The sequence below is a fragment of the Microcoleus sp. K4-B3 genome (assembly GCF_036704615.1).
GTDB lineage: Bacteria > Cyanobacteriota > Cyanobacteriia > Cyanobacteriales > Microcoleaceae > Microcoleus.
This window is the reverse complement of sequence record NZ_JAUBSF010000019.1, coordinates 51467-76329: the sequence shown is the minus strand read 5'-3', so window position 1 is coordinate 76329 and position 24863 is coordinate 51467. Positions and strand designations below refer to the sequence as shown.

General features: G+C 45.5%; 17 protein-coding genes. 11 read left to right on the top strand and 6 right to left on the bottom strand.

The window, feature by feature from the left end:
* Positions 1–161 precede the first annotated feature (161 nt).
* A complete protein-coding gene (locus QUA78_RS11615) occupies positions 162–4109 on the top strand; it encodes a cobaltochelatase subunit CobN (protein WP_333300697.1) in 3948 nt (1315 codons plus the stop codon).
* 211 nt (positions 4110–4320) lie between these two features.
* Here the strand turns inward: QUA78_RS11615 and QUA78_RS11610 are convergent, their stop codons facing one another.
* Complete coding sequence (locus tag QUA78_RS11610; protein ID WP_333300696.1) at positions 4321–4935, bottom strand: COP23 domain-containing protein; 615 nt, start codon at positions 4933–4935, stop codon at positions 4321–4323.
* 369 nt (positions 4936–5304) lie between these two features.
* On the opposite strand from QUA78_RS11610, the gene QUA78_RS11605 reads away from it, so the two are divergent.
* From QUA78_RS11605 to QUA78_RS11595, 3 genes are all read left to right on the top strand, one after another.
* Positions 5305–6990 (top strand): NAD-binding protein, encoded by a 1686-nt coding sequence (locus QUA78_RS11605; RefSeq protein WP_333300694.1) that lies wholly within the window; start codon positions 5305–5307, stop codon positions 6988–6990.
* A gap of 189 nt (positions 6991–7179) precedes the next feature.
* Positions 7180–8973 carry an N-acetylmuramoyl-L-alanine amidase gene (locus QUA78_RS11600; RefSeq protein WP_333300692.1) on the top strand — a complete coding sequence of 598 codons (1794 nt, stop codon included), beginning with the start codon at positions 7180–7182 and terminating at the stop codon, positions 8971–8973.
* Positions 8974–9054: 81 nt separating this feature from the next.
* On the top strand, positions 9055–9450 hold the full coding sequence (locus QUA78_RS11595) for an SH3 domain-containing protein (protein ID WP_333300690.1): 396 nt from the start codon (positions 9055–9057) through the stop codon (positions 9448–9450).
* A 116-nt stretch (positions 9451–9566) separates the two neighbouring features.
* Here QUA78_RS11595 and QUA78_RS11590 read toward each other — a convergent pair whose 3' ends face one another.
* Together QUA78_RS11590 and QUA78_RS11585 are read right to left on the bottom strand one after the other, a co-directional pair.
* A complete protein-coding gene (locus tag QUA78_RS11590; RefSeq protein WP_333300689.1) occupies positions 9567–10127 on the bottom strand; it encodes a Uma2 family endonuclease in 561 nt (186 codons plus the stop codon).
* Positions 10128–10205: 78 nt separating this feature from the next.
* Positions 10206–11183 (bottom strand): hypothetical protein, encoded by a 978-nt coding sequence (locus QUA78_RS11585; protein WP_333300687.1) that lies wholly within the window; start codon positions 11181–11183, stop codon positions 10206–10208.
* A gap of 158 nt (positions 11184–11341) precedes the next feature.
* On the opposite strand from QUA78_RS11585, the gene QUA78_RS11580 reads away from it, so the two are divergent.
* The gene (locus tag QUA78_RS11580) at positions 11342–12538 is read left to right on the top strand and encodes a CapA family protein (protein WP_333300686.1); all 1197 of its coding nucleotides are present in this window, start codon (positions 11342–11344) and stop codon (positions 12536–12538) included.
* A gap of 113 nt (positions 12539–12651) precedes the next feature.
* On the opposite strand, the gene QUA78_RS11575 is transcribed toward QUA78_RS11580, so the two are convergent.
* Complete coding sequence (locus QUA78_RS11575) at positions 12652–14187, bottom strand: NAD(P)/FAD-dependent oxidoreductase (protein ID WP_333300684.1); 1536 nt, start codon at positions 14185–14187, stop codon at positions 12652–12654.
* Between the two features lie 219 nt (positions 14188–14406).
* Positions 14407–15207: a cobalt-precorrin-6A reductase gene (locus QUA78_RS11570; protein WP_333300682.1), complete on the bottom strand. Its 801-nt coding sequence runs from the start codon at positions 15205–15207 to the stop codon at positions 14407–14409.
* A gap of 185 nt (positions 15208–15392) precedes the next feature.
* Between QUA78_RS11570 and QUA78_RS11565 the strand changes: the two genes are divergently transcribed.
* A complete protein-coding gene (locus tag QUA78_RS11565; protein ID WP_333300681.1) occupies positions 15393–16211 on the top strand; it encodes a tetratricopeptide repeat protein in 819 nt (272 codons plus the stop codon).
* Positions 16212–16461: 250 nt separating this feature from the next.
* Here the strand turns inward: QUA78_RS11565 and QUA78_RS11560 are convergent, their stop codons facing one another.
* On the bottom strand, positions 16462–17247 hold the full coding sequence (locus QUA78_RS11560; protein ID WP_333300679.1) for a TIGR01548 family HAD-type hydrolase: 786 nt from the start codon (positions 17245–17247) through the stop codon (positions 16462–16464).
* Positions 17248–17424: 177 nt separating this feature from the next.
* Between QUA78_RS11560 and QUA78_RS11555 the strand changes: the two genes are divergently transcribed.
* The 5 genes from QUA78_RS11555 (at position 17425) to QUA78_RS11535 (ending at position 24767) form a co-directional block, all read left to right on the top strand.
* Positions 17425–17736 (top strand): 30S ribosomal protein PSRP-3, encoded by a 312-nt coding sequence (locus QUA78_RS11555; protein ID WP_278187374.1) that lies wholly within the window; start codon positions 17425–17427, stop codon positions 17734–17736.
* Positions 17737–18144: 408 nt separating this feature from the next.
* Complete coding sequence (locus QUA78_RS11550) at positions 18145–19218, top strand: class I SAM-dependent methyltransferase (protein ID WP_333300677.1); 1074 nt, start codon at positions 18145–18147, stop codon at positions 19216–19218.
* A gap of 578 nt (positions 19219–19796) precedes the next feature.
* Positions 19797–20531, top strand: coding sequence for a Mo-dependent nitrogenase C-terminal domain-containing protein (locus QUA78_RS11545; protein ID WP_333300716.1), 735 nt, complete (start codon positions 19797–19799; stop codon positions 20529–20531).
* Between the two features lie 545 nt (positions 20532–21076).
* A complete protein-coding gene (gene obgE, locus QUA78_RS11540) occupies positions 21077–22117 on the top strand; it encodes a GTPase ObgE (protein ID WP_333300675.1) in 1041 nt (346 codons plus the stop codon).
* A 238-nt stretch (positions 22118–22355) separates the two neighbouring features.
* Positions 22356–24767, top strand: a complete 2412-nt coding sequence (locus QUA78_RS11535; protein ID WP_333300674.1) for a pentapeptide repeat-containing protein — start codon at positions 22356–22358, stop codon at positions 24765–24767.
* Positions 24768–24863 lie beyond the last annotated feature (96 nt).

Below are 24863 nucleotides of genomic sequence, written 5' to 3'. Positions count from 1 at the left end.
CTTACTTTAATAAGACATATTTGATAAACTGCGAAGGCGCGAAGTAAGAGAAAGCAGAAGATTATCTTTTTTGTTCTGTCTGTCAGTGGCACAGGCATCTTGCCTGTGCATCTCTGTAATTAGTCTATCATTAAAAGAAGCAAATATTTCGAGGTTGGGCTGTGAAACGCATTGTCTTAATTGCAGGGTTTGAATCTTTTAATGCTGAGTTGTACCGGAAAGCTGCCGAGTTGGCTGTGGCTGGCTGTCAGGGATTGGAAGTGCGGGTTTTTAGCGATCGCGCCCTCGCAGATGAACCCGATGCTGTAGCAGCCGCCCTCTCGAATGCTGATGTGTTTTTCGGGAGTTTGCTGTTTGATTACGATGCGGTAATGTGGCTGCGGGAAAGGGTGCAACATATCCCGATTCGCCTGGTTTTTGAGTCTGCTTTGGAATTGATGAGTCTTACTCAAATCGGCGCTTTTAAAATTGGCGACAAGCCGAAGGGAATGCCGAAACCGGTTAAGTTTATTCTGGATAAGTTCAGCAACGGGCGAGAAGAAGATAAGCTGGCTGGTTATATCAGTTTTTTGAAGGTTGGGCCGAAGTTATTAAAATATGTGCCGGTGCAAAAAGTGCAGGATTTGCGAAACTGGCTGATTATTTACGGTTACTGGAATGCTGGCGGTGCGGATAATGTTGTGTCGATGTTTTGGATTATTGCCGAAAAGTATTTAAGCCTGAAGGTTGCAGAAATTCCGCCTCCTGTGGAAACTCCCAATATGGGTTTATTGCATCCCGATTATAACGGTTATTTTGAATCGCCCCGGGAATATTTGGATTGGTATCTCGGTAATCAAAGTGCTAGGGGGGGGCAAGATGCCCGTTCCACAAAAGAGGCTAGACATCTTGATAGAAAGGGTTATAACGGGCAAGATGCCCGTTCCACACAATTTGAGACCAATTTGTCTCAAAATTTAGATCGGGTTTCTAACGGGCAAGATGCCCGTTCCACAAAATTGGGAACCAATTGGTTCCCTAATTCCAATCAAATAAAATCTCCAGTTGTGGGAATTTTGCTTTACCGCAAGCACGTTATCACCAAACAGCCTTATATTCCTCAATTAATTCGCTATTTTGAAGCGGCGGGAATTGTGCCTTTGCCGATTTTTATCAATGGCGTTGAAGGCCATGTGGCGGTGCGGGATTGGATGACGACTGCTGATGAAACTGCGCGGCGAAAACAAGGCAATATTGAAACTCTTTCGCTTTCTAAAGATGCTGTGGAAGTTGATGCGATTGTTTCTACTATTGGCTTCCCTTTGGTTGGCGGGCCTGCTGGTTCGATGGAGGCTGGAAGGCAGGTGGAAGTTGCTAAGCGGATTTTAACTGCTAAAAATGTACCTTATTTTGTGTCCGCACCTCTGCTGATTCAGGATATCCATTCTTGGACTCGTCAGGGGATTGGAGGTTTGCAAAGTGTGGTATTGTATGCTTTGCCTGAGTTGGATGGTGCGATCGATCCTGTTCCCCTGGGCGGTTTGGTGGGTGAGGATATTTATCTGGTGCCCGATCGGGCCAAACGCCTGACAAGTAGAATTAACAATTGGGTGAAACTAGGTCGAACTCCGCCATCTGAAAGGAAAATTGCGATTATTCTCTACGGGTTTCCTCCCGGTTACGGGGCGGCGGGTACGGCGGCTTTATTAAATGTACCGAAATCGCTGCTAAATTTCCTGCACAAACTTCAAGCAGCAGGTTATACAGTTGGAGAAATTCCGGCTGACGGTGAGGAGTTAATTCGCAGGGTGAAAGAGGCGGATGATGCAACCGCAGATACAGGCGGATTAACGCGGATGAACGCAGATACGGAGGGAATTTACGGCAATACTGTTAATGTTAAAACTCTGGAGAAATGGCTGGGCTACTTGTCAACAAGCCGCATCGAAAAACAGTGGAAATCTTTAACGGGTACGGGTATTAAGACAGACGGCGACGAGTTCCAAATCGGTGGCATTCAACTGGGGAACGTTTGGATAGGTTTGCAGCCGCCGCTGGGAATTTCTGGCGATCCGATGCGCTTGATGTTCGATCGCGATTTGACGCCTCACCCTCAATACGCTGCTTTTTACAAGTGGCTGCAAAATGATTATCAAGCTGATGCTGTGGTTCACTTCGGAATGCACGGCACTGTGGAATGGTTGCCGGGTTCTCCTCTGGGAAATACTGGCTATTCTTGGTCGGATATTCTGTTGGGAAGTTTGCCGAATCTTTATATCTACGCCGCGAACAATCCCTCGGAATCGATGTTAGCTAAACGTCGCGGTTACGGCGTTTTAATTTCTCACAACGTGCCGCCCTACGGCCGCGCGGGCTTGTACAAGGAATTGATGGCTTTGCGGGATTTGATTGCGGAATATCGGGAAGATACGGCAAAGAATTATGTGCTGAAAGAAGCGATTTGCCAGAAGATTTTAGATAGCGGTTTGGAGGCGGACTGTCCGTTTGAGGATGCTCAAAAATTGGGGATTGCTTTTAGTTTTGAGAATGTGGGAATGTTCAGTGCTGATGCTTTTAACCGCTATTTGGTGAAGCTGTACGAGTATTTGCAGGTGGTGGAATGTCGCTTGTTTTCTTCGGGTTTGCACGTTCTCGGGGAACCCCCTAATTCTGAGGAAATGACCTCTTATCTTGAGGCTTACTTTGGGGAGAGGTTATCACAGGAACAGGTGCAAAAACTGGTTTTTGAAGAAAATGAACCGCAGAGGCGCAGAGGGCGCAGAGAGGAAGAGAAAGAGGGGTTTGGTGGGGTTTTTGAGGAGGGTTTGTTGGTGCGGAATTTGTTGTTGCAAACGACGGATGAGTTAACTAATCTTTTGCGGGGTTTGAATGGGGAATATATTCTGCCGGCACCGGGTGGGGATTTGTTGCGGGATGGGGCTGGAGTGTTGCCAACTGGCAGGAACATTCATGCTTTAGACCCTTATCGGATGCCTTCTCCTGCTGCTTATGAAAGGGGCCGCGAAATTGCTCGAAAAATTATTGATAAGCACCTTAAGGAACAGGGAAATTATCCTGAGACGGTGGCAGTGATGCTGTGGGGTTTGGATGCGATTAAAACGCGGGGCGAATCTATTGGAATTCTGCTAGAATTGGTGGGGGCTGAACCTCTAAAAGAAGGTACTGGCCGCATTGTTCGCTATGAATTAAAACCCTTAGCTGATGTCGGTCATCCCCGGATTGATGTGTTGGGAAATCTTTCGGGTATTTTCCGAGATAGCTTTGTCAATATTATTGAATTGTTGGATGATTTGTTCGTGCGGGCGGCGGATGCGGATGAACCGGAGTCGGAGAATTTTATTCGCAAACACGCTTTAATTTTGCAGGCAAAAGGTGTGCAGAATTATTCCGCAAGGTTGTTTTCTAATCCGGCTGGGGATTTTGGTTCTTTGGTTAACGATAGGGTTGTTGATGGTAGTTGGGAATCGGGGGATGAGTTGGGGAAAACTTGGGAAAGTCGCAATGTTTTTAGTTACGGGAGGAAGGATAAGGGGGAAGCGAGGCCGGAGGTTTTGACTCAGTTGTTGCAAGGGTGCGATCGCATAATTCAAGAAATTGATTCTGTTGAATACGGTTTGACTGATATTCAAGAGTATTATGCGAATACTGGCGGTTTGAAGAAAGCCGCAGAAAAGCAGCGCGGCAAAAAAGTCAATACCAGTTTTGTCGAAAGTTTTTCTAAGGATACAACTCCTCGCAATTTAGAAGATTTGCTGCGCTTGGAATATCGAACTAAGTTGCTAAATCCTAAGTGGGCTAACGCGATGGCAAATCAAGGTTCTGGCGGCGCTTATGAAATTTCGCAGCGGATGACGGCGTTAATTGGTTGGGGCGGAACGGCTGATTTTACTGATAGTTGGGTTTACGATCAGGCTGCTGATACTTATGCTTTGGATGAAGAGATGGCGAAAAAGTTGCGGGAGGCAAATCCTGAAGCTTTTCGCAATATTGTCGGCAGAATGTTGGAGGCTAACGGGCGGGGTTTTTGGCTGCCGGATGCGGATAAGTTGCAGCAGTTGCGCGAGTTGTATGAGTTAACAGATGAGAAGATTGAAGGGGTGACAGTGTAGTTTTTTTAGTCTAAATATTTAGGGGCAGGCTAGAAGCCCACCCCACAATAGTTTCAAAATTTGTCAGGTGCAAGCATTGGAATTAATATTACCCACAGCCAGGACACGGCAGTGCCGTGTCCCTACCATTAATCGCGGTAGGGACACGGCACTGCCGTGTCCTCTATATCATGTCTGAATGCAACCGGAAACGATATTAGAGGCGCGACTATTAAATACCCCGATCGCCCTGCGGTTTTGCTATAGGAACTGACGGTTTATTGTTTGGAGAATTAAAAGCTCGATCGACCATATCTCCAAAGGGAACAAACTGCGGTGCAGATGATTGAGTTCCTGTTCTGAACGTTGTAACTGGCCCGCCGCCGTCTTGGGCAAAATTAATCAATCTCGTTAAAGCATCACCGGGATTTTTAGCATTGCGCTTGTCTAGGGTGAACAGCAGATTTTGAGAGTTGCAGCGCCCCCGTCCGTTCACGTAACAAACTACGGGCAAGTTATTAACAATTCCTGTGGTTAACTGCAAGTTGGCCAATCTTCCGCCATTCTCGGCAACAGCTTTGGTCAATCTATTGGAAACAATTTGGCAGCGCTGCCAAGGTGTATATTCGCGGCCGAACTCGGTAGATTTCCAAAGAATCATCGGATCGGTCGTGACATTTCCCCGCCGCGCAATTGTGACAAAATTCCGACCGGAAGTAACGCACTGAAATGTTGTTTTAGTGTTATTCAAAGAGTTGCTGGCTGGAGCTGCTTGCACTTGGCTTGCAAAGGCGACAGTACCGGCGAAAACTAAAGCGGATGCTAATAAGGGTGCAGTGAATTTCATAATAACTCCTGCCGCTAAGGCAGCTAAATTTATGTAGGAAGTCATAGTTGTAGGGACAGGGCAGTGTCGTGTCCCTACCTATTTAAATTCTGCTGGTTGGCTGTTGCACCCGGATATTTTTCAAAGATTAAATTAGGTTATTGCACCTCATATCTGTAGGTACAGGCACTGCTGTGTCCTTGTTTCAAAACTTGGGAACGCGGCTGTAGAGACACGGCACTCTCCTTTCCTTGTTCCAAAACTTCCAGGCCACGGCGGCACAAGTTTCCTAGATAGTCTTTTTAGCTACATTCTGCAAAGCCAGGAGAGTCAACAATGGTAAGTAAAACTACAAGGACAGCTCCGAAATTGGCTGGCAAATAAATTTTTATGAAACCTCGAATCATTGTTTGCGGGTTGGGCCACACGGGACACAAGATTTTTTGTTTGTTGAGACAGCAAGGAGCAATTGTTGTTGGTATTAGCGATCGCCCAATTCGCGGCGAAACTTCTGATGTGGTTGTCGGTAATTTGCAAGCAGCTTCTACCTTGTTGGCGGCGGGCATTCAAAACGCTCACACTTTAGTAATTGCAGCAGACGATGATGCTGTCAATTTGGCAATTTTGATGCAAGCGAGGATTCTCAATCCTCAGATTCGCATCATCAACAGATTGTTCAATACTAGCTTGGGCGACAGGATTGACCACACTTTGCCCGATCACACTTCCATGAGCGTTTCATCATTGGCGGCTCCGGTTTTTGCGTTTGCGGCTCTCGGAAACCAGGCGATCGGGCAGTTGCGTTTGTTCGATCGCACTTGGCCGATTCACGAAGAATATATCGATGAAACACATCCTTGGAAAAATCGCAAACTCAGCGATTTGTGGGAGGATCGATCGCGAATGTTGATTTATTATCTCCCGGCTGCTAACAAAACTGATTTAGTATCGGCGGTGCTTGCCGATCGGCAGTGTCAGCAGGGCGATCGGCTAATTGTTGCCACTCAGCCGACTATCCACAGCCCCCAAAAAACTTTAACTCAAAAACTGCTCAAAACATTAACTAGCCTGCGCCGATTTCAGCAGCACAGCCAAGCAGCAGTAATTGTTGTACTGACACTCCTGTCAATGATCGCCGTTGCTACTGCTACCTATATTTGTGTTGACGATAATATCTCAATTGTTGATTCTCTCTATTTTTCCGTAGGGATGATTACCGGAGCCGGAGGCCATGAAAAAGTAGCCGAACAAGCTCCCGAAAGCATTAAACTATTTACAATTGTCATGATGTTAGTTGGAGCCGGCATCGTCGGCATCTGCTACGCACTGCTCAACGATTATGTATTGGGAACTCGCTTTACCGAATATTGGGATGTGGCGCGAGTGCCGCAGCGCAATCATTACATTATTTGCGGACTCGGAGGAATGGGTATCCAAATTGCTAAAGAACTGTACACTAACGGTTACGATATTGTGGCGATCGAGCAAGACCCTAACAGCCGATTTCTAAGCACGGCTCGCTCAATGAAAATTCCGGTCATTCAGGGAAGTGCTAGTTTGCCCGCAACTCTGGAAGCTGCTAATGTTAAAGAAGCAGCAGCACTTTTGGCGGTAACTAGCAGCGATATGTCTAATGTCGAAATTGCCTTGAGCGCTAAAGGATTGGCGCCAAAACTATCAGTTATTGTCCGCAATCAAGACCCACATTTTGCTTTGATGGTGCAGCAAGTTTTTGAGTTTGAAGGAGTTTTGAACCCGACGGAATTGGCTGCCCCTGCTTTCGCAGCGGCGGCGATTGGAGGCAGAATTTTAGGGAACGGAGTGACGGCTGACAGTCTATGGGTTTGCTTGGGCACATTAATTACCCCAAAACATCCTTTCTGCGGCCACCGCATTCAAGATGCCGCTAAGTCTGCTGATTTTGTGCCTCTGTATGTGGAAACTAATTGTCAAACTATTCACGGCTGGGATTTACTGAATTTTTGTTTGAGCACGGGGGATGTTTTGTATTTGACGATGCCGGCGAATCGGTTGGAGCAACTGTGGAGAACGACCTCGGAATTAATTAAAACTTAATGGTTTGACCCGGGGATTTATGTTGCCGATCGCTCAATTGCAACTACCAACCTGATAAAATTGAACCTGTAGAGTAAATTGGACTTACGGCTAATCCTCAGAAACCAGGTTTCTTCCTAGATTTCTCCCGGGTTGAGCGCAAGTTCTAGTATAAATAACCAACAGAGTCTCAATTAGTTGCGATATAGAATGAGAAAATTTTTAGGATTAGTTGTGTTTGGGATGATCGTGGCGATCGCCTCTGTAGCTGTCGCCGCTCAACCTTTGTTTCTCGCTTATCCTCCCGCCAACCACAAAACTACAGCCGATCGCATCTTTTTAATCGGTACAGCGCCCGCACCGGGACAAGTGTTAGTAAATGGCAACCAAATTTCGCGCACCGCATCCGGCCATTTCGCCCCGACTTTTCCGCTGCAACTCGGCGAAAATGTCTTTACCTTGCGTTACGAAAATCAGGAAGTCAAAATTAAGGTGACGCGCGAGTCGAATCAGCCGGAAGCCCCTGTAGGATTGGCTTTTGCTAAAGATTCCCTGACGCCGAAAGTTGATGTGGCGAGTTTGCCGGGGGAATATATTTGCTTTGGGGCGATCGCACCTGCGAATGCTCAAGTTTCGGTAAAATTGGCGGGCATTACTATTCCTTTAAAAGCGCGATCGCAAGTCGAACTACCCGACAACGCATCTGTACTTTTAGACGCAAATTCCCCGATCAAAAAAGGCGGCAGCCAACAGTATCAAGGCTGTGCTAAAACCCCTGAGAACGCCCTCTCATCTAAGGGAAAAACAGTTGATTTAGGCGTGCCATCGTTTGAGCTAACAATGAACGATCGAACTATCAGCCAACAGGGTACTGGCAAGATTTCTATTCTTTCTCCGGCTGACTTAGAAATAGCCGAAGTAACAGCAGATCCTGGTGTCGCCAGAACTGGAGCGAGTACAGATTTTTCTCGGATGACACCGCTGCCGAAGGGAACGCGAGCAATAATTATCGGGCGCGAGGGAGAATGGCTCAGACTCGATTACGGTGCTTGGATTAAAGCCTCGGAAGTGCGAATTGTCCAGGATTCAGTGCCTCCGCGATCGATTATTCGCAGCGCCAGTTCGCGTCAAGTTTCCGGCTGGACAGAGGTGTTATTTCCCTTAGAAACACCCGTCCCAGTCACCGTGCAGGAAGGAGAACGCACCTTCACTTTAACCCTGTACAATACCACCGCTCAAACTGACATTATTCGCGTCACTGATGACCCGGTAATTTCGCGTTTGGAATGGCAACAAATCTCGCCACTGCAAGTACAATACACTTTTAATCTCAAATCTACCCAGCAGTGGGGTTACAAGTTGAGATACGATGGCACAACTTTAGTGCTCTCTTTAAAACACCCGCCGGCAAATACAAGCATGATGCCGATTTCGACACAAAAACCGCTGTCTGGAATTAAGATTCTCATCGATCCGGGACACGGCGGGCCGGAGGATGGAGGTGCTGTGAGTCCAGTGGGGATTAGAGAAAAAACAGTAGCTTTAACTGTGTCGAAATTGGTGCGAGAGGAATTGGTAAATCGGGGCGCGAACGTGCTAATGACGCGGGTAGAAGATGTCGATTTGGATTTGCCGCCGAGGGTGGAAATGATTCAAAAAGAAGAACCTGCGATCGCAATTTCAATTCACTACAATGCTTTGCCGGATAACGGCGATGCCATTAAGACTAAAGGCGTCGGCGCTTTCTGGTTTCACCCGCAAGCGCACAGTTTGGCAATGTTTTTGCACAATTATTTAGTTGCCAAGTTGAACCGTCCGAGCTATGGTGTATTCTGGAACAACCTAGCTATGACTCGTCCTGCGGTTACTCCATCTGTTTTAATGGAAGTGGGATTTCTGATCAATCCCGAAGAGTTTGAATGGATTGGGAATCCGACAGAACAAAAGAAATTAGCCGAGGCGATCGCTCAAGGTGTTACCGAATGGTTTGCCTCTGTCAAATAACAGTTAGTAGTAACGACTGAAGTCCTTTTCAAAAAATTCATAGTCAGGACTTCAGTTCGGTCAATCCAAGGAAATGAAATAATGCTAATTTTTACTCAATCAAAAGCCTTTTTTATTGCAGCCGTCGTTGCAAGTTTTAGCTTCTCACTTTACAGCTTTCCTGTTTTCGGCAAGCAGCAAAGTCTTGCTCCCGCAAAAGCAGAAGCTTTAAAAAAGCAAACTCATTGCTCGTTTATTACAGGTGAAGGCGGCGCGGTTAATATTCGCAAAGGCCCAGGCAATAAGTACCCGGTTGTTGCTAAATTGAAAAGGGGAGACGGAGTTAGGGCTGTCAGCAGACAAGGTAATTGGGTGAAAATTGCGGCCAGATTTTCGGGTAATCCTCCTAATGAAACTTTTACAATCCTTGACGGTTGGGTGAGCAATCAATTTATTAATGGCTGTTCCGAAGACCAATTTGACAGGTGGCGGCAATAGAAAATTTGGTTGGTAGTAAGGACTTCATTCCTGAGTTTTGATAATGGCTAAAGTCCTCACTACAAAGCCAAGCGGGAGATTTTTCAAATTGGTACAAAAAAGACGATCGCCCTGATTCATTGTTGCATTCTCAACCAGCTAAACACCTGTTCGGCGGTGATATTCATGGGAATCATTTCGGGCACGGGAAGGACATCGCTACCTTCGCAGAATTGCGGTTGTTGGTTGGGCAAGAACGCTAAAATCGATCGATCGTCTGGATCGATTAGCCACCCCAACTGACAATTATGTTGAAGACAGTGAATAATTTTTCTAGTTACGCGATTTGAGCTTTGCTCTGGCGACAGGATTTCGATCGCCCAATACGGTGCAATTAGCACATCATCTACTGGTTCGCCACTGTCATCAAATTGAATCTGTTCCCACAATAGTACCGCAATATCTGGAACAATCGATCGACCGCCAAACGTACACCGCAACTCTGGAAAAGCGTAAGCTATCTTGGGTTCCTCTACCACTTCATTAATGACACGCAGGAATTGCCCCTGGAGACGAGAATGTTTAGTTTTCGGCATAGGTTTTTGGAGAATTTCCCCCTCAATGTATTCGCTAGCAGGTTTAGTTTCTGGCAGTTTCAAAAATTCTTCCAGGGTGAAGCGCCTAGTTGCGACTGTCATAAATAAATTCCTCAATTCTACCTATCTTCAGTGTAATTCAAAAATTATTTATTTTGCATAACAATGGTGTTACCTAGCCTAATTTTCCGGAACAATCTGCTGTTTGAATTCAAACAAATTAGGATTGGTAGGGTCATAAAAAGCCCGCAACCAATGCACGTTTGGAGAACCAAAAGTTTCAACTCTAGTAAAATTTTTCATTCTCGGTAGTTGAGTCTCATCGGTAAAATAGGGTAAAGGTTTATCGATGCGGAAATAGTGAGTATCGCCGTGGACGAATACAACCTGCCCTGGGAAATTGCCTGTTTCTGTTTCCAGAGTTGCTATAAAATCGTTGTAGCCACTTCTTCTTTTGTCCGTCGAATCGAGTTCAAATCCCGGATTGGCCTGTGCAACTAACACAATTCCTTTGCTGTTGCTGCGTTTGGCTAAAGCAAAACATTCTTTGATCCAGGCTAAGTTAGCTGAATTGCGATCGGCATATTCTGCATCTCCTTCGGGAGTGCGGCCAAAATTGTTGTTGCTTCCCGGCATATTAATCGCCAAAAACACAACTCCATGATAAATCCAGCGAACATTTTCGCGGAATTTAGCAAACTGCGGGTTTTCGCTTTGACGGGTGAGAGTTAAGGTGCGCTTTCCCAAACTTTGATTACCCTGGTTGAAGATTTCCCGCAGTTTAGCGAGTCTTTCTACTGGATCGTAACTGCCGTTATTTGAACGGTGGCAATCCGTCCATTCATTGTCACCATAGGCAAGAATAAACGGTATCTCAAAATTGTCAAATAAGTGCTTGCGACTGACAAAAGTTGCATCATCGCAGACACTAGAACCGTTTTTAATGTCGCCGTCGTGGACTACAAACCCTGCGGGCGATCGATTGATATCTGCAATCAAACTCGGAAATTTTGCTTCCTGTTCGGCACTGTAGGGCAAATCGCCAATTAAGGCAAATTCAAAAGGTCTATCGCCCGAAGTTTGAGCGTAAGTCAAAACACCCAAACCCGTAATTGATACAAAAACAATAAAGGCAATAATTAGATATTTATTAGTCATTTATTTAGTTCCAACTAATTTAGTTATCAGGACTTACGTAGAACCATAAAAAATAGATGCTGCGATTGCTTCACTACCGTTCGCAATGACAGACTTATGTTATTTCCTTAAGTCCTGGTCATGATAACATATAAGCCGACAAATCACTCTCAGAAATCATGAATTTTCGTCGGTTGCTCTCGCTAATTGCCATGCTTTCGATCGCAGGCTGCAATATCCAAACGCCACAAACTAACACACAGCCTAAAGAAAGTCGATCGCAAATTGCAGCCCCTGTTCCCGCCCAACCCAAGTCTGAGATCAAAGAAGCAAAACTAATTGCTGTCGGCGACATCATGATGCACAGTACCCAAACGCGATCGGGCTACGACGCAAAAAAGAAAACATACAATTTTGACAGTTTCTTCGCACCAGTTAAAAGTATCCTATCAACAGGCGATTGGGTGATCGGAAATCTCGAAACACCTTTAGCGGGGGAAGATGCGGGCGGATATACGGGATATCCGCTATTTAACGCACCGGCTCAATTAGCGGATGCGACTAAAAAAGCCGGGTTTAATATCTTGACAACCGCGAACAATCATGCTTTAGACCGTGGAGAAAAAGGAGTAATTAGGACGATCGCCAATCTGCGCGATCGCAAAATTGCCTCAACAGGAACAGCCACATCAGCCGCCGAGGCTTCACGCACTTTAATCACCACCAAAAACAACATTTCACTAGCCCTTCTAGCCTACACCTACGGCACAAACGGCATTCCCATACCCAAAGGCAAAGATTATTTAGTTTCCCTAATTGACGAAAAAAAGATAGTCAAAGACATTGCCAAAGCCCGAACCAAAGGAGCCGATGTCATCGCAATTTCCCTGCACTTCGGCGATGAATATCAGCGACAGCCAAACACCCAACAAAAACAATTAGTTGAAAACCTATTAAAAGCTGGTGCAGACATCATTCTCGGCAGCCATCCCCACGTCGTCCAACCTTACAAAATATTTAAATTCCCCGGAAAAAATGGGAAAACCCGCAAAGCAGTAGCAATTTATTCAATGGGAAACTTCATTTCCGGTCAAACCAAAAATTATACAGACTTAGGCGTGATTTTTCAAGTAAATATTCGCAAAAAAATTAATGAAAAAACTACTGAAATTACTGGAATAATACCTATTCCTACTTGGGTACATCGCTATCCTCTAAACAATCAAATGAAATATCGAATTTTGGCTTTAGAACAAACAGTAACTAAGAAAAAAGACTCACTCTTAGCAAATTCACAGTATCCAGTTTTAAAAACATACTTGCAAAAGATGAACAATCATCTTAACTCTTTGAAGAGTCAGAAAAACTCAAAGTAATTGGGCATGGGAAATTGGGCTTTGGCGATCGTAATTGGAGGTAGAGCCGAGCGTCGATTTTTATTCCCAGGCAGTGCCCGTTGGTAAGGTAACAACTTAAGCTGGGGAAACAATCATGTATCCAACGGAAGAGGGTGTAGTGGAGTAGAGCGACTTTTCTTTTTATGATTATATTCTTCCCATACGCCAAGATAATCTGATGGTTGATATCTGCCGAATATCTCAGCGAAAATGTTAGGCAATTTTCGATAAGGAGAAACACCCAGATCTTTAAGCATGATGTCAATATATTGTTGAAAGCGAGTGTTGACTGCACAGGATCGCGAAGGTTTAAAGTGCATATTTGCGCGTTTCCACTGGCGGATATATTCAATACTTTTTTCCATATTTTCGCTGGAAGGTAACTCAAGTTCACCGCGCAAGTAAGCACACAGCCATTGTGCAGCGATCTCGACTGCTGGCACGTGCAGAAATCCATGATTGAACCCGGCAAAGGCAATGCCAGGAATGCGAGGATGAAGCAAGTGGCGATATAACTGCACGCCATCGGGTTCGGTTTCCAACATTTTTCGATATTTATCAGGCAAAAATGGAAAAATCGGCGTTTGCGAACCCAAAGATAGAACGACTAAATCGCATGGAATCTCGCCACCATTTTTCAACTTTACTGCTTCTGGCGAAAAACCAGATAATTCTGCACGGTGGGGCGAGATTTTTCCTTCTGCAATAAACGGATAGTAATCCTCAGGCGCAAGCCCTGTGGCTGAACCTAAATCAGCCAATAGTTTGTGGTCTGGTTGTACAGCTTTGATGCGACCCTGGGCAGCTTGGCTTTTTCCAGAAACATTTCGCTGAACTTGAAAGCGGAAGATGGATGCAACCAAATCCCAAAAACCGGAAACAATGAAGCCAAGGCGATTGTGCAGGAAACGTTCAATGGCGGTTGGATATGCCCAACTTGGGAGCATCACTGTTCCAAAACGGCTGAATAATGCGTAGGTACAATGTACGCCCAAAATCCATTCTGGCACATGCCAGCGCGGTGTACGAAATACATGATTTACTTGCGCGCCTTGTTTTGCTGCCAAAGTCGCCATGTCTAAGGCGCTCTTTCCGAAGCCAACGATTACAACTCGTTGATTATCGAATATATCAAGCGTGTGGACATCCCGTTCAGTGATGATTTTCCCGCCGAAATCTTCGATACCTGGTAATGCAGGTTGATACTTTCTTTCTGTAAAGAGTCCAACTGAGATAACAACGTATCCAAATAATTCTTCGTGAACCCCCTCCTGGTTTTTATATCTTAATAGCCAGCCCTCTTCTGTTTCTTTTAGTTCGATAACTTCATGATTTAACCGCACATCAAGCTTTAGATGGTTGACCGCTTGCCCCCAATAATTCAGGATTTGTTCTCCGGTGGGATGTAAATCAGGCGTGAATGGCCAAGGAAAATCTGATAAATGATACTGTTCCCTGATATTTTGCAGGTGTATGTTTGCGTATGTAACTGCCCATACTCCGCCTATCTTTTCGGATTTCTCAAAAACAACTGCTTGGAAGCCATTTTTCTTGAGAATTTGGGCTGTCGTAATTCCTGATATTCCCGCGCCAATAATGGCAATTGGCATACCGTTTTTGTATTGCATATATTTGAGTCTCCTGATTGGGTAGGGTTATTAGAGTAATTCTCCTGACGGAGTGACAAAAAACTGGAAAGCCTTGCACTCAGAAGGGTTTAAATTGATTGCTCTCAAAAAGACAGAGGCGTTGTCACCCCGTCAGATCCGCGACCTTAACCCCAACTGCTGATAGTAGCTTAGTTGGTTATAGACGCTTGGGGGAGAGGAATCTTTGCAGTCTGGCTGCTACAACCTCAGTTGAGGCGAGCTGGCACAGTCCGATCGCCCCAAGGGTGTAACTAATAACTGCTTAATTAACCAAGCGATCGCTCGTTCAACATCAGCAACCTGCTCGACATCGGGAATCGGCTGCCGCTGCACCATCACCACCGGAATTCCGAGTTCCCTAGCCGCAACAACTTTAGCATAAGTAGCACCGCCGCCGCTGTTTTTACTAACAATTGTATCAATCTGATATTCTAACAGCAATTTCCGCTCGTCTTCCAATGTAAAAGGCCCCCTTGCTAATAACAATTTACCGTTAGGAACAGGAGTATTTAGTGCCGGAGGATCGATCGCCCGCATCAAAAACCAAATAGCATCCAAACCCGCAAACGCAGCCAATTCCTGCCTGCCAATGGTGAGAAACACCCGCTGAGACTGCCCTAATAAAGCCCTTGCAGCCTCCGAGTGGCTGGCAACTTCAATCCAGCGATCGCCCTCCACCATCTCCCAAGCTGGACGCACCAGCATCAAATAGGGCACATTGCATTCAGCAGCAGCAACAGCAGCATTGGCAGAAATCTGAGCCGCAAACGGATGAGTAGCATCAATTAACAAGTCGATCGGGCGATCGTGCAAAAACTCGGCCAGCCCAGCCGCCCCACCAAACCCTCCAATTCGCACCGTACCGGTTTTTGGGGTAAAAGGTTGCTGAGTGCGTCCTGCTAGCGAAGATACGACCTCGATTTCAGCGATTTGAGACGCTCTTGCCGCCAGTTCAGCAGCATCCCCCGTCCCGCCCAAAATTAGCAACCGTTTTTTCACCAAATTACCCCTAACTTATACCATTTTAGATTTTAGATTTTAGATTAAAGAATTGTAAATGACTGATGTAATAAGGGTTTGCAGGTTGCCTACAGTCACATCCTTTTTTCAAACGGGTACTATCCAAGCAACGCCCGCAATTTCGGTTAATAATATGTTTAGTAAAGTTTAAACTGCTAACCACAATGATTCGCTCATTTTTGACTTTTTTTACAGTATTAATTGTAACCGGGTTAGTTTGGTTGGGAAATATCGCGCCCGTTGCTGCACAAGTACAACCAACAGATATCGCCGATCCTCAACAGGAATTGGGAGAACTCGTTCAAAAAGCTTTTGAAGCTACAAATGAAGGCAAATTTCCCGCCGCTGAAAGTTTTTGGACTCAAATCATTGACAAATTTCCCTCACAAGCTGCCGCTTGGAGCAACCGAGGGAATTCTAGAGTCAGCCAAAACAAGCTGCAAGCAGCTATTTCCGACTACGAAAAAGCGATCGAACTAGCTCCCGATGCCCCCGATCCCTACCTAAACCGCGGCACCGCCTTAGAAGGTTTAGGACGCTGGGAAGAAGCGATCGCCGATTACAATCATGTGTTAGAATTAGACCCCAAAGATCCAGCAGCCTACAACAACCGAGGCAACGCCAAAGCCGGTTTAGGAAAATGGGAACCAGCAATTGCCGACTACAGCAAAGCCTTTGAATTAGCCCCCGAATACGCCTTTGCCCGCGCCAATCATGCCCTCGCACTTTATCAAAACGGGCAAACGAAGGAAGCAATTCGCAACATGAAAAACATTGTCCGCAGATACCCCCAATTTGCCGACATGAGAGCCGCCCTCACCGCCTGTCTTTGGGAAGCCGGAAAGCGCGGCGAAGCTGAGAGCAATTGGGTAGCCGCAGTCGGCCTCGATCCCCGCTACAAAGACCTCGATTGGGTTGCCCATACCCGCCGCTGGCCGCCAGTTGCAGTCAGCGCCTTAGACAAGTTCTTGCACTTGAAATAATCTTAAAACGCCAATCATAAATTGCGAGCATCCCGATGATTGTAGAGTATATTTCCTCAAAGGGATGCTCCCAAGAAGTGCGCAATTTCATCCGAAGTAGTAAAGAAATTGTTGACTAACTACAGATTGTATTTAGGTGGCAAAAGTACGTTTGTTTGTCAATAGGATAAGGTGCGGAATGCTATAGCAAAAGTACATTTGTTTGTCAATAGGATAAGGTGCGGAATGCGCACCCTACAGACTGACTTGCCTACTTAACTAATTCGAAAATCCGCGCCGCCGTCAACTCCTCGACATTCCTGAAAACCGCTGCTGCACCGGCAGTTTTCAGCGCCGCAGCATAAGCATCGCACCGCACAGAATCATCCAAAACGTGAGGTGGCAAAATTCCCGTCCCCAGCCAAATCCGGTTTGGTTGCACTTCCCGCGCCTTCACAACCGTGTAAATATCGGCAACAGTATCTCCCGCGTAAATTACGGGCAAATTTTTTTCTAAACCGTGCAGGTTTTCCAACTGTTCAATTGCCGCGAAAAGTCCAGCCGGATCGGGTTTTCCCGGTGCATCTTCCATTGCCACCAATACAGGATTCTGTAAGCCGAGTTTCCCTGACAAAACATAAGCAGCTTCATCCCGCATCGCCCCGCTGAAAAAGCCCCAAACAATGTCCCCAACTGTTAAATTTTCCAGGTAAGCCGGACTTAACAGCAGCGGTTCGTCACAAATGTAACCAGTCCAATTTTTCTCATCGGGCCCGCGATAGCGACTTTGGAAGAAAGCCACTAATTCGTCATAGTTGAGAGCGAGCTCGCTGCGGTTCCGCCCCATCCCCTCAAAATAACGGCAAACTAACTCGAAAGACGTTTGCCAGTCATTATTCCACACTCCCTCAGACTTCAGAGAGTCGATATCGAGAGAATTCGGGCGAAAAGCACCCGCCGTGAAATGTTCCACCGCATCCGCGATCGCCCGCCGGTAGGAACCGGACACATCCCGCACCACACCGTCAATGTCGAAGACTAAAATAACTTTGTTCACAACTTAACTATCCTTGTACCTAGGGCGAGTGAGAACCCAAATTTTATCTGTTCCCAGCCCCTGAGCGGTGCTAAAACCAGCCGCGCCACAAAACTTTTAATGGCCGATGACCCATTATCGAACAGAGTGTGCTACGCTTAGCGATTGTAGAAATTTTTAACAAGTTCGATCGGAACCCTGGAGGTTTGCTTGTCCAAGTTCATCTTAAAAGTTCTCTGGCTAGAAGAGAATGTTGCCCTCGCCGTTGACCAAGTTGTCGGCAAAGGAACTAGCCCGCTGACATCCTACTTTTTCTGGCCTCGCAAAGATGCGTGGGAAGACCTCAAAAACGAACTCGAAGCCAAACACTGGATTGCTGATAACGATCGCGTCGAAATCCTCAACCAAGCCACAGAAGTAATTAACTACTGGCAAGAGGAAGGCAGACGGCGCCCGATGACTGAAGCTCAGTCAAGGTTCCCGCAAGTGACTTTTACCGGCAGCAACTAAGCCCAGCTTTAATTTGCTACCCATATAAATTGCCTGTTATGGCTGACGAGGGGAAGGAGAGAGGGGAGAAGGCGAGAGGATTTGACGCTTTTTCCACCTCGCCGTGAAACATACAATTTAAATGCGCTACAGCTTATCTTGATACTAACTCCGATTTTCAGAGCTACTCGGGTTTTGGGCTTGGTCAATTTGAGATTTTAGATTTGAGATTTATCCAAAATCAAGCTTTCAAATCGGATTTTCTACAATCTAAAAAGACTAAGCAACCAAACCAAATAAATCTAAAATCGGCTTTTTTATACTTTTAAATTGTACAGTTAGCTCTCAAAAGACTTCCCTATGACTAATGACTAATGACTAATGACTAATGACTAATAACTAATAACTAATGACTTCTTCGCGGAATTTATGGGCGCCGAAAGTACGATCGACCAAACCGAACAGCTACCGCTGGTAGTAAATCCCGACATTCTCCAGCAAGCTATCCTCTACAAAATTAATACTCGCATAAACGCTCGCGGAGAATTAGTTTTCCCCTGCATACCGGGAATGCTAAACCACTATCTCAAGTCGATAGAAAAGCTATTTAGCACTCTCGACAGACCCCTGCCCGAAGACCGCAAAGACGAACTCAGCAAGCTGTTAGCCACCAAGTTAGAACAAGGCTACCGCACCTCCACAGCATCAATGCTGATCCTGCAATACGAATCAGTACAGCCGCCGCAAACCGGTTTAGCCTGCAAAGTGATTGTTACTACCTCAACAGTTGGAGAACAGTACAAAAGCTGGGTAGACACCAGAGAACCTCCGCTTTTCGGTTCTCATCCAGACGCAAAATTGATGGCAACGGCTGCTAAATTGGGTACACCCGATCGAGTACGGATTTTGGACGTGGGGGCTGGTACCGGCCGCAATACCTTGCCGCTGGCGAGATTGGGCTATTCTGTGGATGCGATCGAACTAACTCCCGCTTTTGCAGAACAATTGAAAGCGGCAGTAACAGCCGAAAACCTTCCCGTGACAGTGACTGAAGGCGATGTTCTCGACCCCTTAATGCGGATGAAACCGGCCCGCTATCAGCTTGCAGTTGCCGCCGAAGTCATCTCACATTTTCGAGACAGCGATCAAGTACGGCTTTTCCTAGCTAAAATGTGCGATTCCCTGTGTCCCGGAGGTCTGTTGCTGTTCAGCACGTTTTTAACAGTCGGCGACTACCAGCCGGATGCCCTGGTGCGACAAGTTGCCCAACTCTCCTGGTCTACTTTATTTACCCCCCAAGAACTCGCCACCGCAATGGAAGGGTTGCCCTTAGTCCAAATATCCGACGAATTGGTGTTTGAGTACGAACGCCACCACCTGCCGGAAGGAGCCTGGCCGCCGACGCCCTGGTTTCCCACTTGGGCCACCGGTCGAGATGTCTTCCCGATGGCAAACGGACGCCCGCCAATGGAATTGCGCTGGATTTTGTGTCGCCGAAGTTAAAAAAAATCAGTCATTTCTAGACGGACACAGCAATCACAACCTTAGAACGGCGGTAACAGTTGCATCAGCTCTTTTTTTTCCAAGTCATAAAGCCGGCTCGCTGTCAAATGTTACGACGCCGTCACACAAAAATTTACAAAAATATATATTAAAATGTAAAGATAGCGAAGTTCGATCGCCCCTGGGTGAGAAACCCCGTGTCTGATTAGATCCAACGCTTGCAAACCTTTTATTTCTTGCGAAAAATAGGGTTGCTCACGGCAATCGGGTTTGAATAAAAGTCGATCGCCCTCTCAATCGGTGCAACTAGAGTTAAGATGAATCAAGAAAACCTACTCCCCCAGATAGATGACATTTTAGGGGAAAAGAACTAACTAATAGATTAGCTCGCTAGTCAGCGATGCTCCTGAGAAACAAATATGCTTTTAACACGTCCACTACAAGCGTTTGGAGCAATCTTCGAGCACAAACCTTCAACAAATAGATCATTGATCGAACAAAAAAGCAGTAATAATTCTTGGGACCAGAATATTGATCCCGCTGTAAACGAACAAATTGACTGGTATATCCAAATGGAAATGCTAATGAGTAACGCTAAATCTTCCTGCACCGATGAAGAGATTACTGCTTGGCTGCGCGGATTGCTGACAATTGCTTGGGCAGACGGCAACTTTGACGAAGACGAGCAAAAAATGATTGCGAATCTAACTCAGGATGAACTACATCCGGTATCTTTTGAAGCAAGTTTTGAACCTATTGCCCCAGAGGAACTAGCTGCTGTTTTAGGGAAAAGCACAGCCAACGGCGAGAATTTTTTGAGGACAGCAGTAATGGTAGCCTTGGCAGACGGTACATACTCACTCAGCGAAGACGAGGTAATCCACAACTTTTGCACAGCTTTGGGTCACAAGGTCGAGGCGATAGAAGCTCTCCGACAAACGATACAACAGAGCAAGTCCGATCCGCAGGGGCCCAGCAGCCAAATAGTCTTTGATGCGAATGTCGCCCCAGTCGCCGGAACACCGCTTTCATCTCGACTACCTCAACCTCACCAAAAAAATGTTCTGCAACCCGTCAAAGACTGGCTTGACGCCTGGGAAGTTCACGATCCGAGAGTTGCACACTTTGTCTGCAAAATGATTCCGCCGCAGTGTCCGTTTGAGCGAGATGTCGTGTTATTCGGACGCAAAATCGTGCACATTCCGGCGATGTGCAAGATAAACCCGCTTTACGAACAGTTGGTGGGGATGCGCTTTCGAGCTCTCTGCTATTTGGCAGATGAATGTAAGGAAGATGTCTCGATATATTGTTAGTAGTCAGTGGTCAGTAGTCAGTAGTCATTAGTCATTAGTCATTAGTCATTAGCCATTCTTGTGAAATCTTGGATTAATGACTGTAACTATTAACCAATGACTACTAATTAGTCCAAGACGCAAAAACCTGGTTTTTCTACAAAAAAACATCGTTACAGCGATCCGCCCCAGTAGAAAAACCAGGTTTATTCAGTTTTTGTGGGTAAGTCCTGCTAATATTAAATCCGCTTTGATAATACCAATTCAAAAAAAGTTTTGCTACAATCCTCAATCTTATACAAATTATTAAAAGTCGCAGACCCAAGAGCCGGACACGGCAGTGCCGTTTCCCTACAGATACTCGGGTAAAATCTCTCGGTATGCACTACTTTTCAGAATTGGTATAACTATATTTTTCCTGCGACTATAAGTCGCGACTACACTTGCTTGGAGTCCGCCTCTGCACACTCAAGGAAAAGAGGAATATTGTACTTGGATCTGGTATCATAGCTAATGACTACTGACTACTGACTACTGACTGCTGACTATTGACTACTGACTAAATTATGCAATTTATCGATCGAGCAGATATTCAAGTCGCAGCCGGCAAAGGCGGCGACGGTATGGTAGCTTTTCGCAGAGAAAAGTATGTACCGGCGGGCGGGCCGAGCGGCGGCACCGGCGGGAGGGGCGGTTCTGTGTTTATGGTGGCGGTGGAAAGCCTGCAAACGCTGCTGGATTTTCAGTACAACCGGATTTTTAAAGCCGAAGACGGGAAGCGCGGCGCGCCGAAGAATATGACGGGGGCTTCTGGGGACGATCGCACGATCGAAGTTCCCTGCGGTACAGTTGTTTACGACGCGGAAACTCAGGCAATCTTGGCAGATTTAGTGACGCCCGGACAGACATTTTGCGTTGCCAAAGGTGGCAAAGGCGGTTTGGGAAACAAGTGTTTTCTGACCAATTCTAACCGCGCTCCCGATTATGCGATGCCGGGTAAAGAAGGAGAACACAAGTTTTTGCGTTTGGAATTGAAGCTATTAGCTGAAGTGGGAATTCTGGGGATGCCGAATGCTGGCAAATCCACCTTAATTTCAGCTTTGTCTGCCGCTCGCCCCAAAATAGCAGATTATCCGTTTACAACTTTAGTCCCGAATTTGGGTGTAGTCAGAAAACCCACCGGCGACGGTACTGTTTTTGCTGATATCCCGGGATTAATTGAGGGGGCTCACGAGGGCGCGGGTTTGGGTTACGAGTTTTTGCGGCACATTGAGCGGACTCGGTTGTTGCTGCACTTGATTGATGTTACGGATGAAGATCCGATCGCCAATTACGTCACAATTCAGGAAGAATTAAAGGCTTACAGGCGTGGTTTAGCCGATAAACCGCAGATTTTGGCTTTTAATAAGGTAGATGCGATCGACCTTGAAAGCGAAGAAATCGGTAATTTAATCAGCCGACTTAAAGAAATTAGCGGCGCTCCTGTTTTGTTGATTTCCGCCGTTAGTAGAGTTGGATTGGATGAATTGATGCAGCAAGTTTGGCAGAAACTCGACGAGATGAACGAGAAAGAGGCTGCGGAAGAGTTAGCAGTCGCGAGTGTTTAATCGCTTTCCCGTTTCTGGAATTTCCGTGAATGGGTAGGTGTTTTTTTGAGTGGGTCAAATCTTTCGGCTGTATGGCTTGTGCGGCAAGGGTTTGAGGTTCTCATGTAGGGCCAGCGTTACAGCGAGTTAATCTGCTTCCCCTTGCTCGGCACAGTTGAGAGTGCTGATGTTTTCAGCAACGCTAACTCCTGCTTGATTATGAGTTATTCTAGAAAAAACAACCAGCTTGCTCAATAAGATGAAAGCTCAAGAAGTGCTTAATCGTTACGCAGAGGGCAGGAGAGACTTCCGTGGTGCAGACCTACGAGGCTTGTCTTTTAAAGGTAAAGACTTATCAGGTGCAGATTTTTCTACAACTGATACCAGGGTAACTGATATTAGGGGAACTAATTTTAGTCAAGCTAATCTCACTGGGGCTAAGTTTGTAAGAGCTAAAGCTGGATTGCAAACACATCAAGCAATTTTTCTGTTAGGATTCGCATTCCTAACAACATCCCTACTAGGATTTGCTTCTGGACTAGGAGGTTTTTTCGTATCAGTCCTCTTGAATCGTGAAAATATAAAACAATATGTTGTTCCAGGTACGTTAGCCATCATATTGCTGGCAGTGATATTTATTGCGATCGTTCGCCAACGATATGCAGTAGCTAAAACAACTGCGGGATATAGAAATCTATCTAAAGAGACTAAGGAGGCTGATGATAGAACCGTTTCTTTATCTTTAGCTTCAGGTTTTTTGTCTACCGTTCTTCTTGCCTTTGCAGTAGCGATAGTTCCTTCTGTTAATCCGGCTGTAGTTGTAGCTTTAATAATATTTGGAGGTTTTCTTCTGGTCATAGCTATCTTCTTAGCTATAGCTATGGCTGGTGCTCTTTCTGTTGCAGGGCCTTCAGCAGTAGTCATAGTTTTCATGGGGGCAATAGGTGTATCTGGTGCTGTAGCCAGGGTTTTAGTGATAAATGGAATTCTCAATGCCAATGAAGCTATTTATATAGTCATAGTCGGTGCTATTATTGTAGGATTAACTGCTCTTTATATTGGATGGAACGCTATAGAAGGAGCTATGGCGTTTTTCTGGATCAGACTAATTGCCCTTAACTTTGCTGCTATAGGAGGCACTAGCTTTCGCGGAGCTAATTTAACTAATGCTAATTTAACTTACGCTATACTGAAAAACACAGATTTTAGAGAAGCTAATTTAACTCATACCTGCTTTCTTTATTCAAAAAAACTTGACCAAGCTCGACAAGAGAACCCTCTTCATGCAATATTATCTAACCCACCAATTCGAGATCTACTTGTTAGCGGAAAAGGTCAAAGTAAGTCCTATATTGGTGCAAATTTAAGCGGAGCTTATCTAATAAAAGCAGACTTGACAGACGCAAATTTGACAGACGCAAATATAATTGGTGCTAATTTACAAGATGCTAAACTAGCACACTCTACTTTGACGAGAGCAAATCTCAGTAATACTAACTTACAGAAGGCTGATTTAACGAGAGCAAATTTGACAGAAGCAAATATAATTGGTGCTAATTTACAAGATGCTAAACTATCATACTCTACTTTGACAAGAGCAAATCTCAGTAATACTAACTTACAGAAGGCTGATTTAACGAGAGCAACATTAGTACAAACCCAGTTAGACAAAACAGATTTTACAGGTGCTATTCTTACCGGAGCCTGCATCGAAGATTGGGGTATGACAAGGAATACTAAGTTAGATTATGTAAAGTGCGATTTTGTCTACATGAGGCTGCCCACAGATGAAAAACTCGAGGCAGTTCGGAAACCAGATAATAGTAAAGAAATGTTTGCAGATGGTGACTTTGGTGATTTTATAAAGCCAATTGTTGATACTCTTGACCTATACCATACTGAAGATGTTGACCCGCGTGCGATCGCAATTGCATTAAGAAACCTGGCAGAAAATGCTCCCGATGCTCAAATGGAGATGAGAGCAATGGAGAAGCGAGGAAATAATTTTCTGATTCGTCTTGCGACATCCCCAGAAGCTAACCGTTCTCAATTAAATGAAAAATATTTTAAGTATTACAATGAAACTAAACAATTAAGCGAAATAGAAAAAGCCACCTTATCGGGAAAAAATGAGGACACAAAAATAATTGAAAATAGTATATATGTTGTCTACAATAAAAACACATTGAATGTAGAAACTTATATCAATCAAGGAGATACTATGTCAGACAAAAGCGGCGGTTTACATATCGGCAGTATTGGCGGTGATGCGGCTGGTCTAGCTGGTGGCGACATTAATGGCGTAGCTGGAAAAGAGATGAGCGGGGTAGCTGGTGGCAATATCAGCGGTACTGTAACAGCCAGTATTGGTCAACTTGTCAAGTCAGAAGTCCCAGAAGCTGCTAAGCTTGCTGACTTGTTGCAGCAATTACAATCGGCGATCGAATCTGATACTAATTTATCAGAACAGGACAAAGCTAAAGCGTTAAGACAGGTAAAATCCCTAGCAGAAGCTGGTCAAAATCCCAAGGATGAGGACAAGAAAGGCTTGGCCGATGATGCCATCACCGTTCTGAAAAGTATCCTAACCGGAGTCCCTGCTGTTGCGGGTTGCGTAGCTGCTTTTCAACAGTTGCTGCCACTAATTACATCAGTGTTTGGCTTGCCCTAGCCCGAATAGTCTTGATGTAGCATGAAACTTTTGATGTTTCGCTAACAGTTCGATCGCCCAATCGCCTCAAATCATTCTAAGATTGGCGATCGCAAC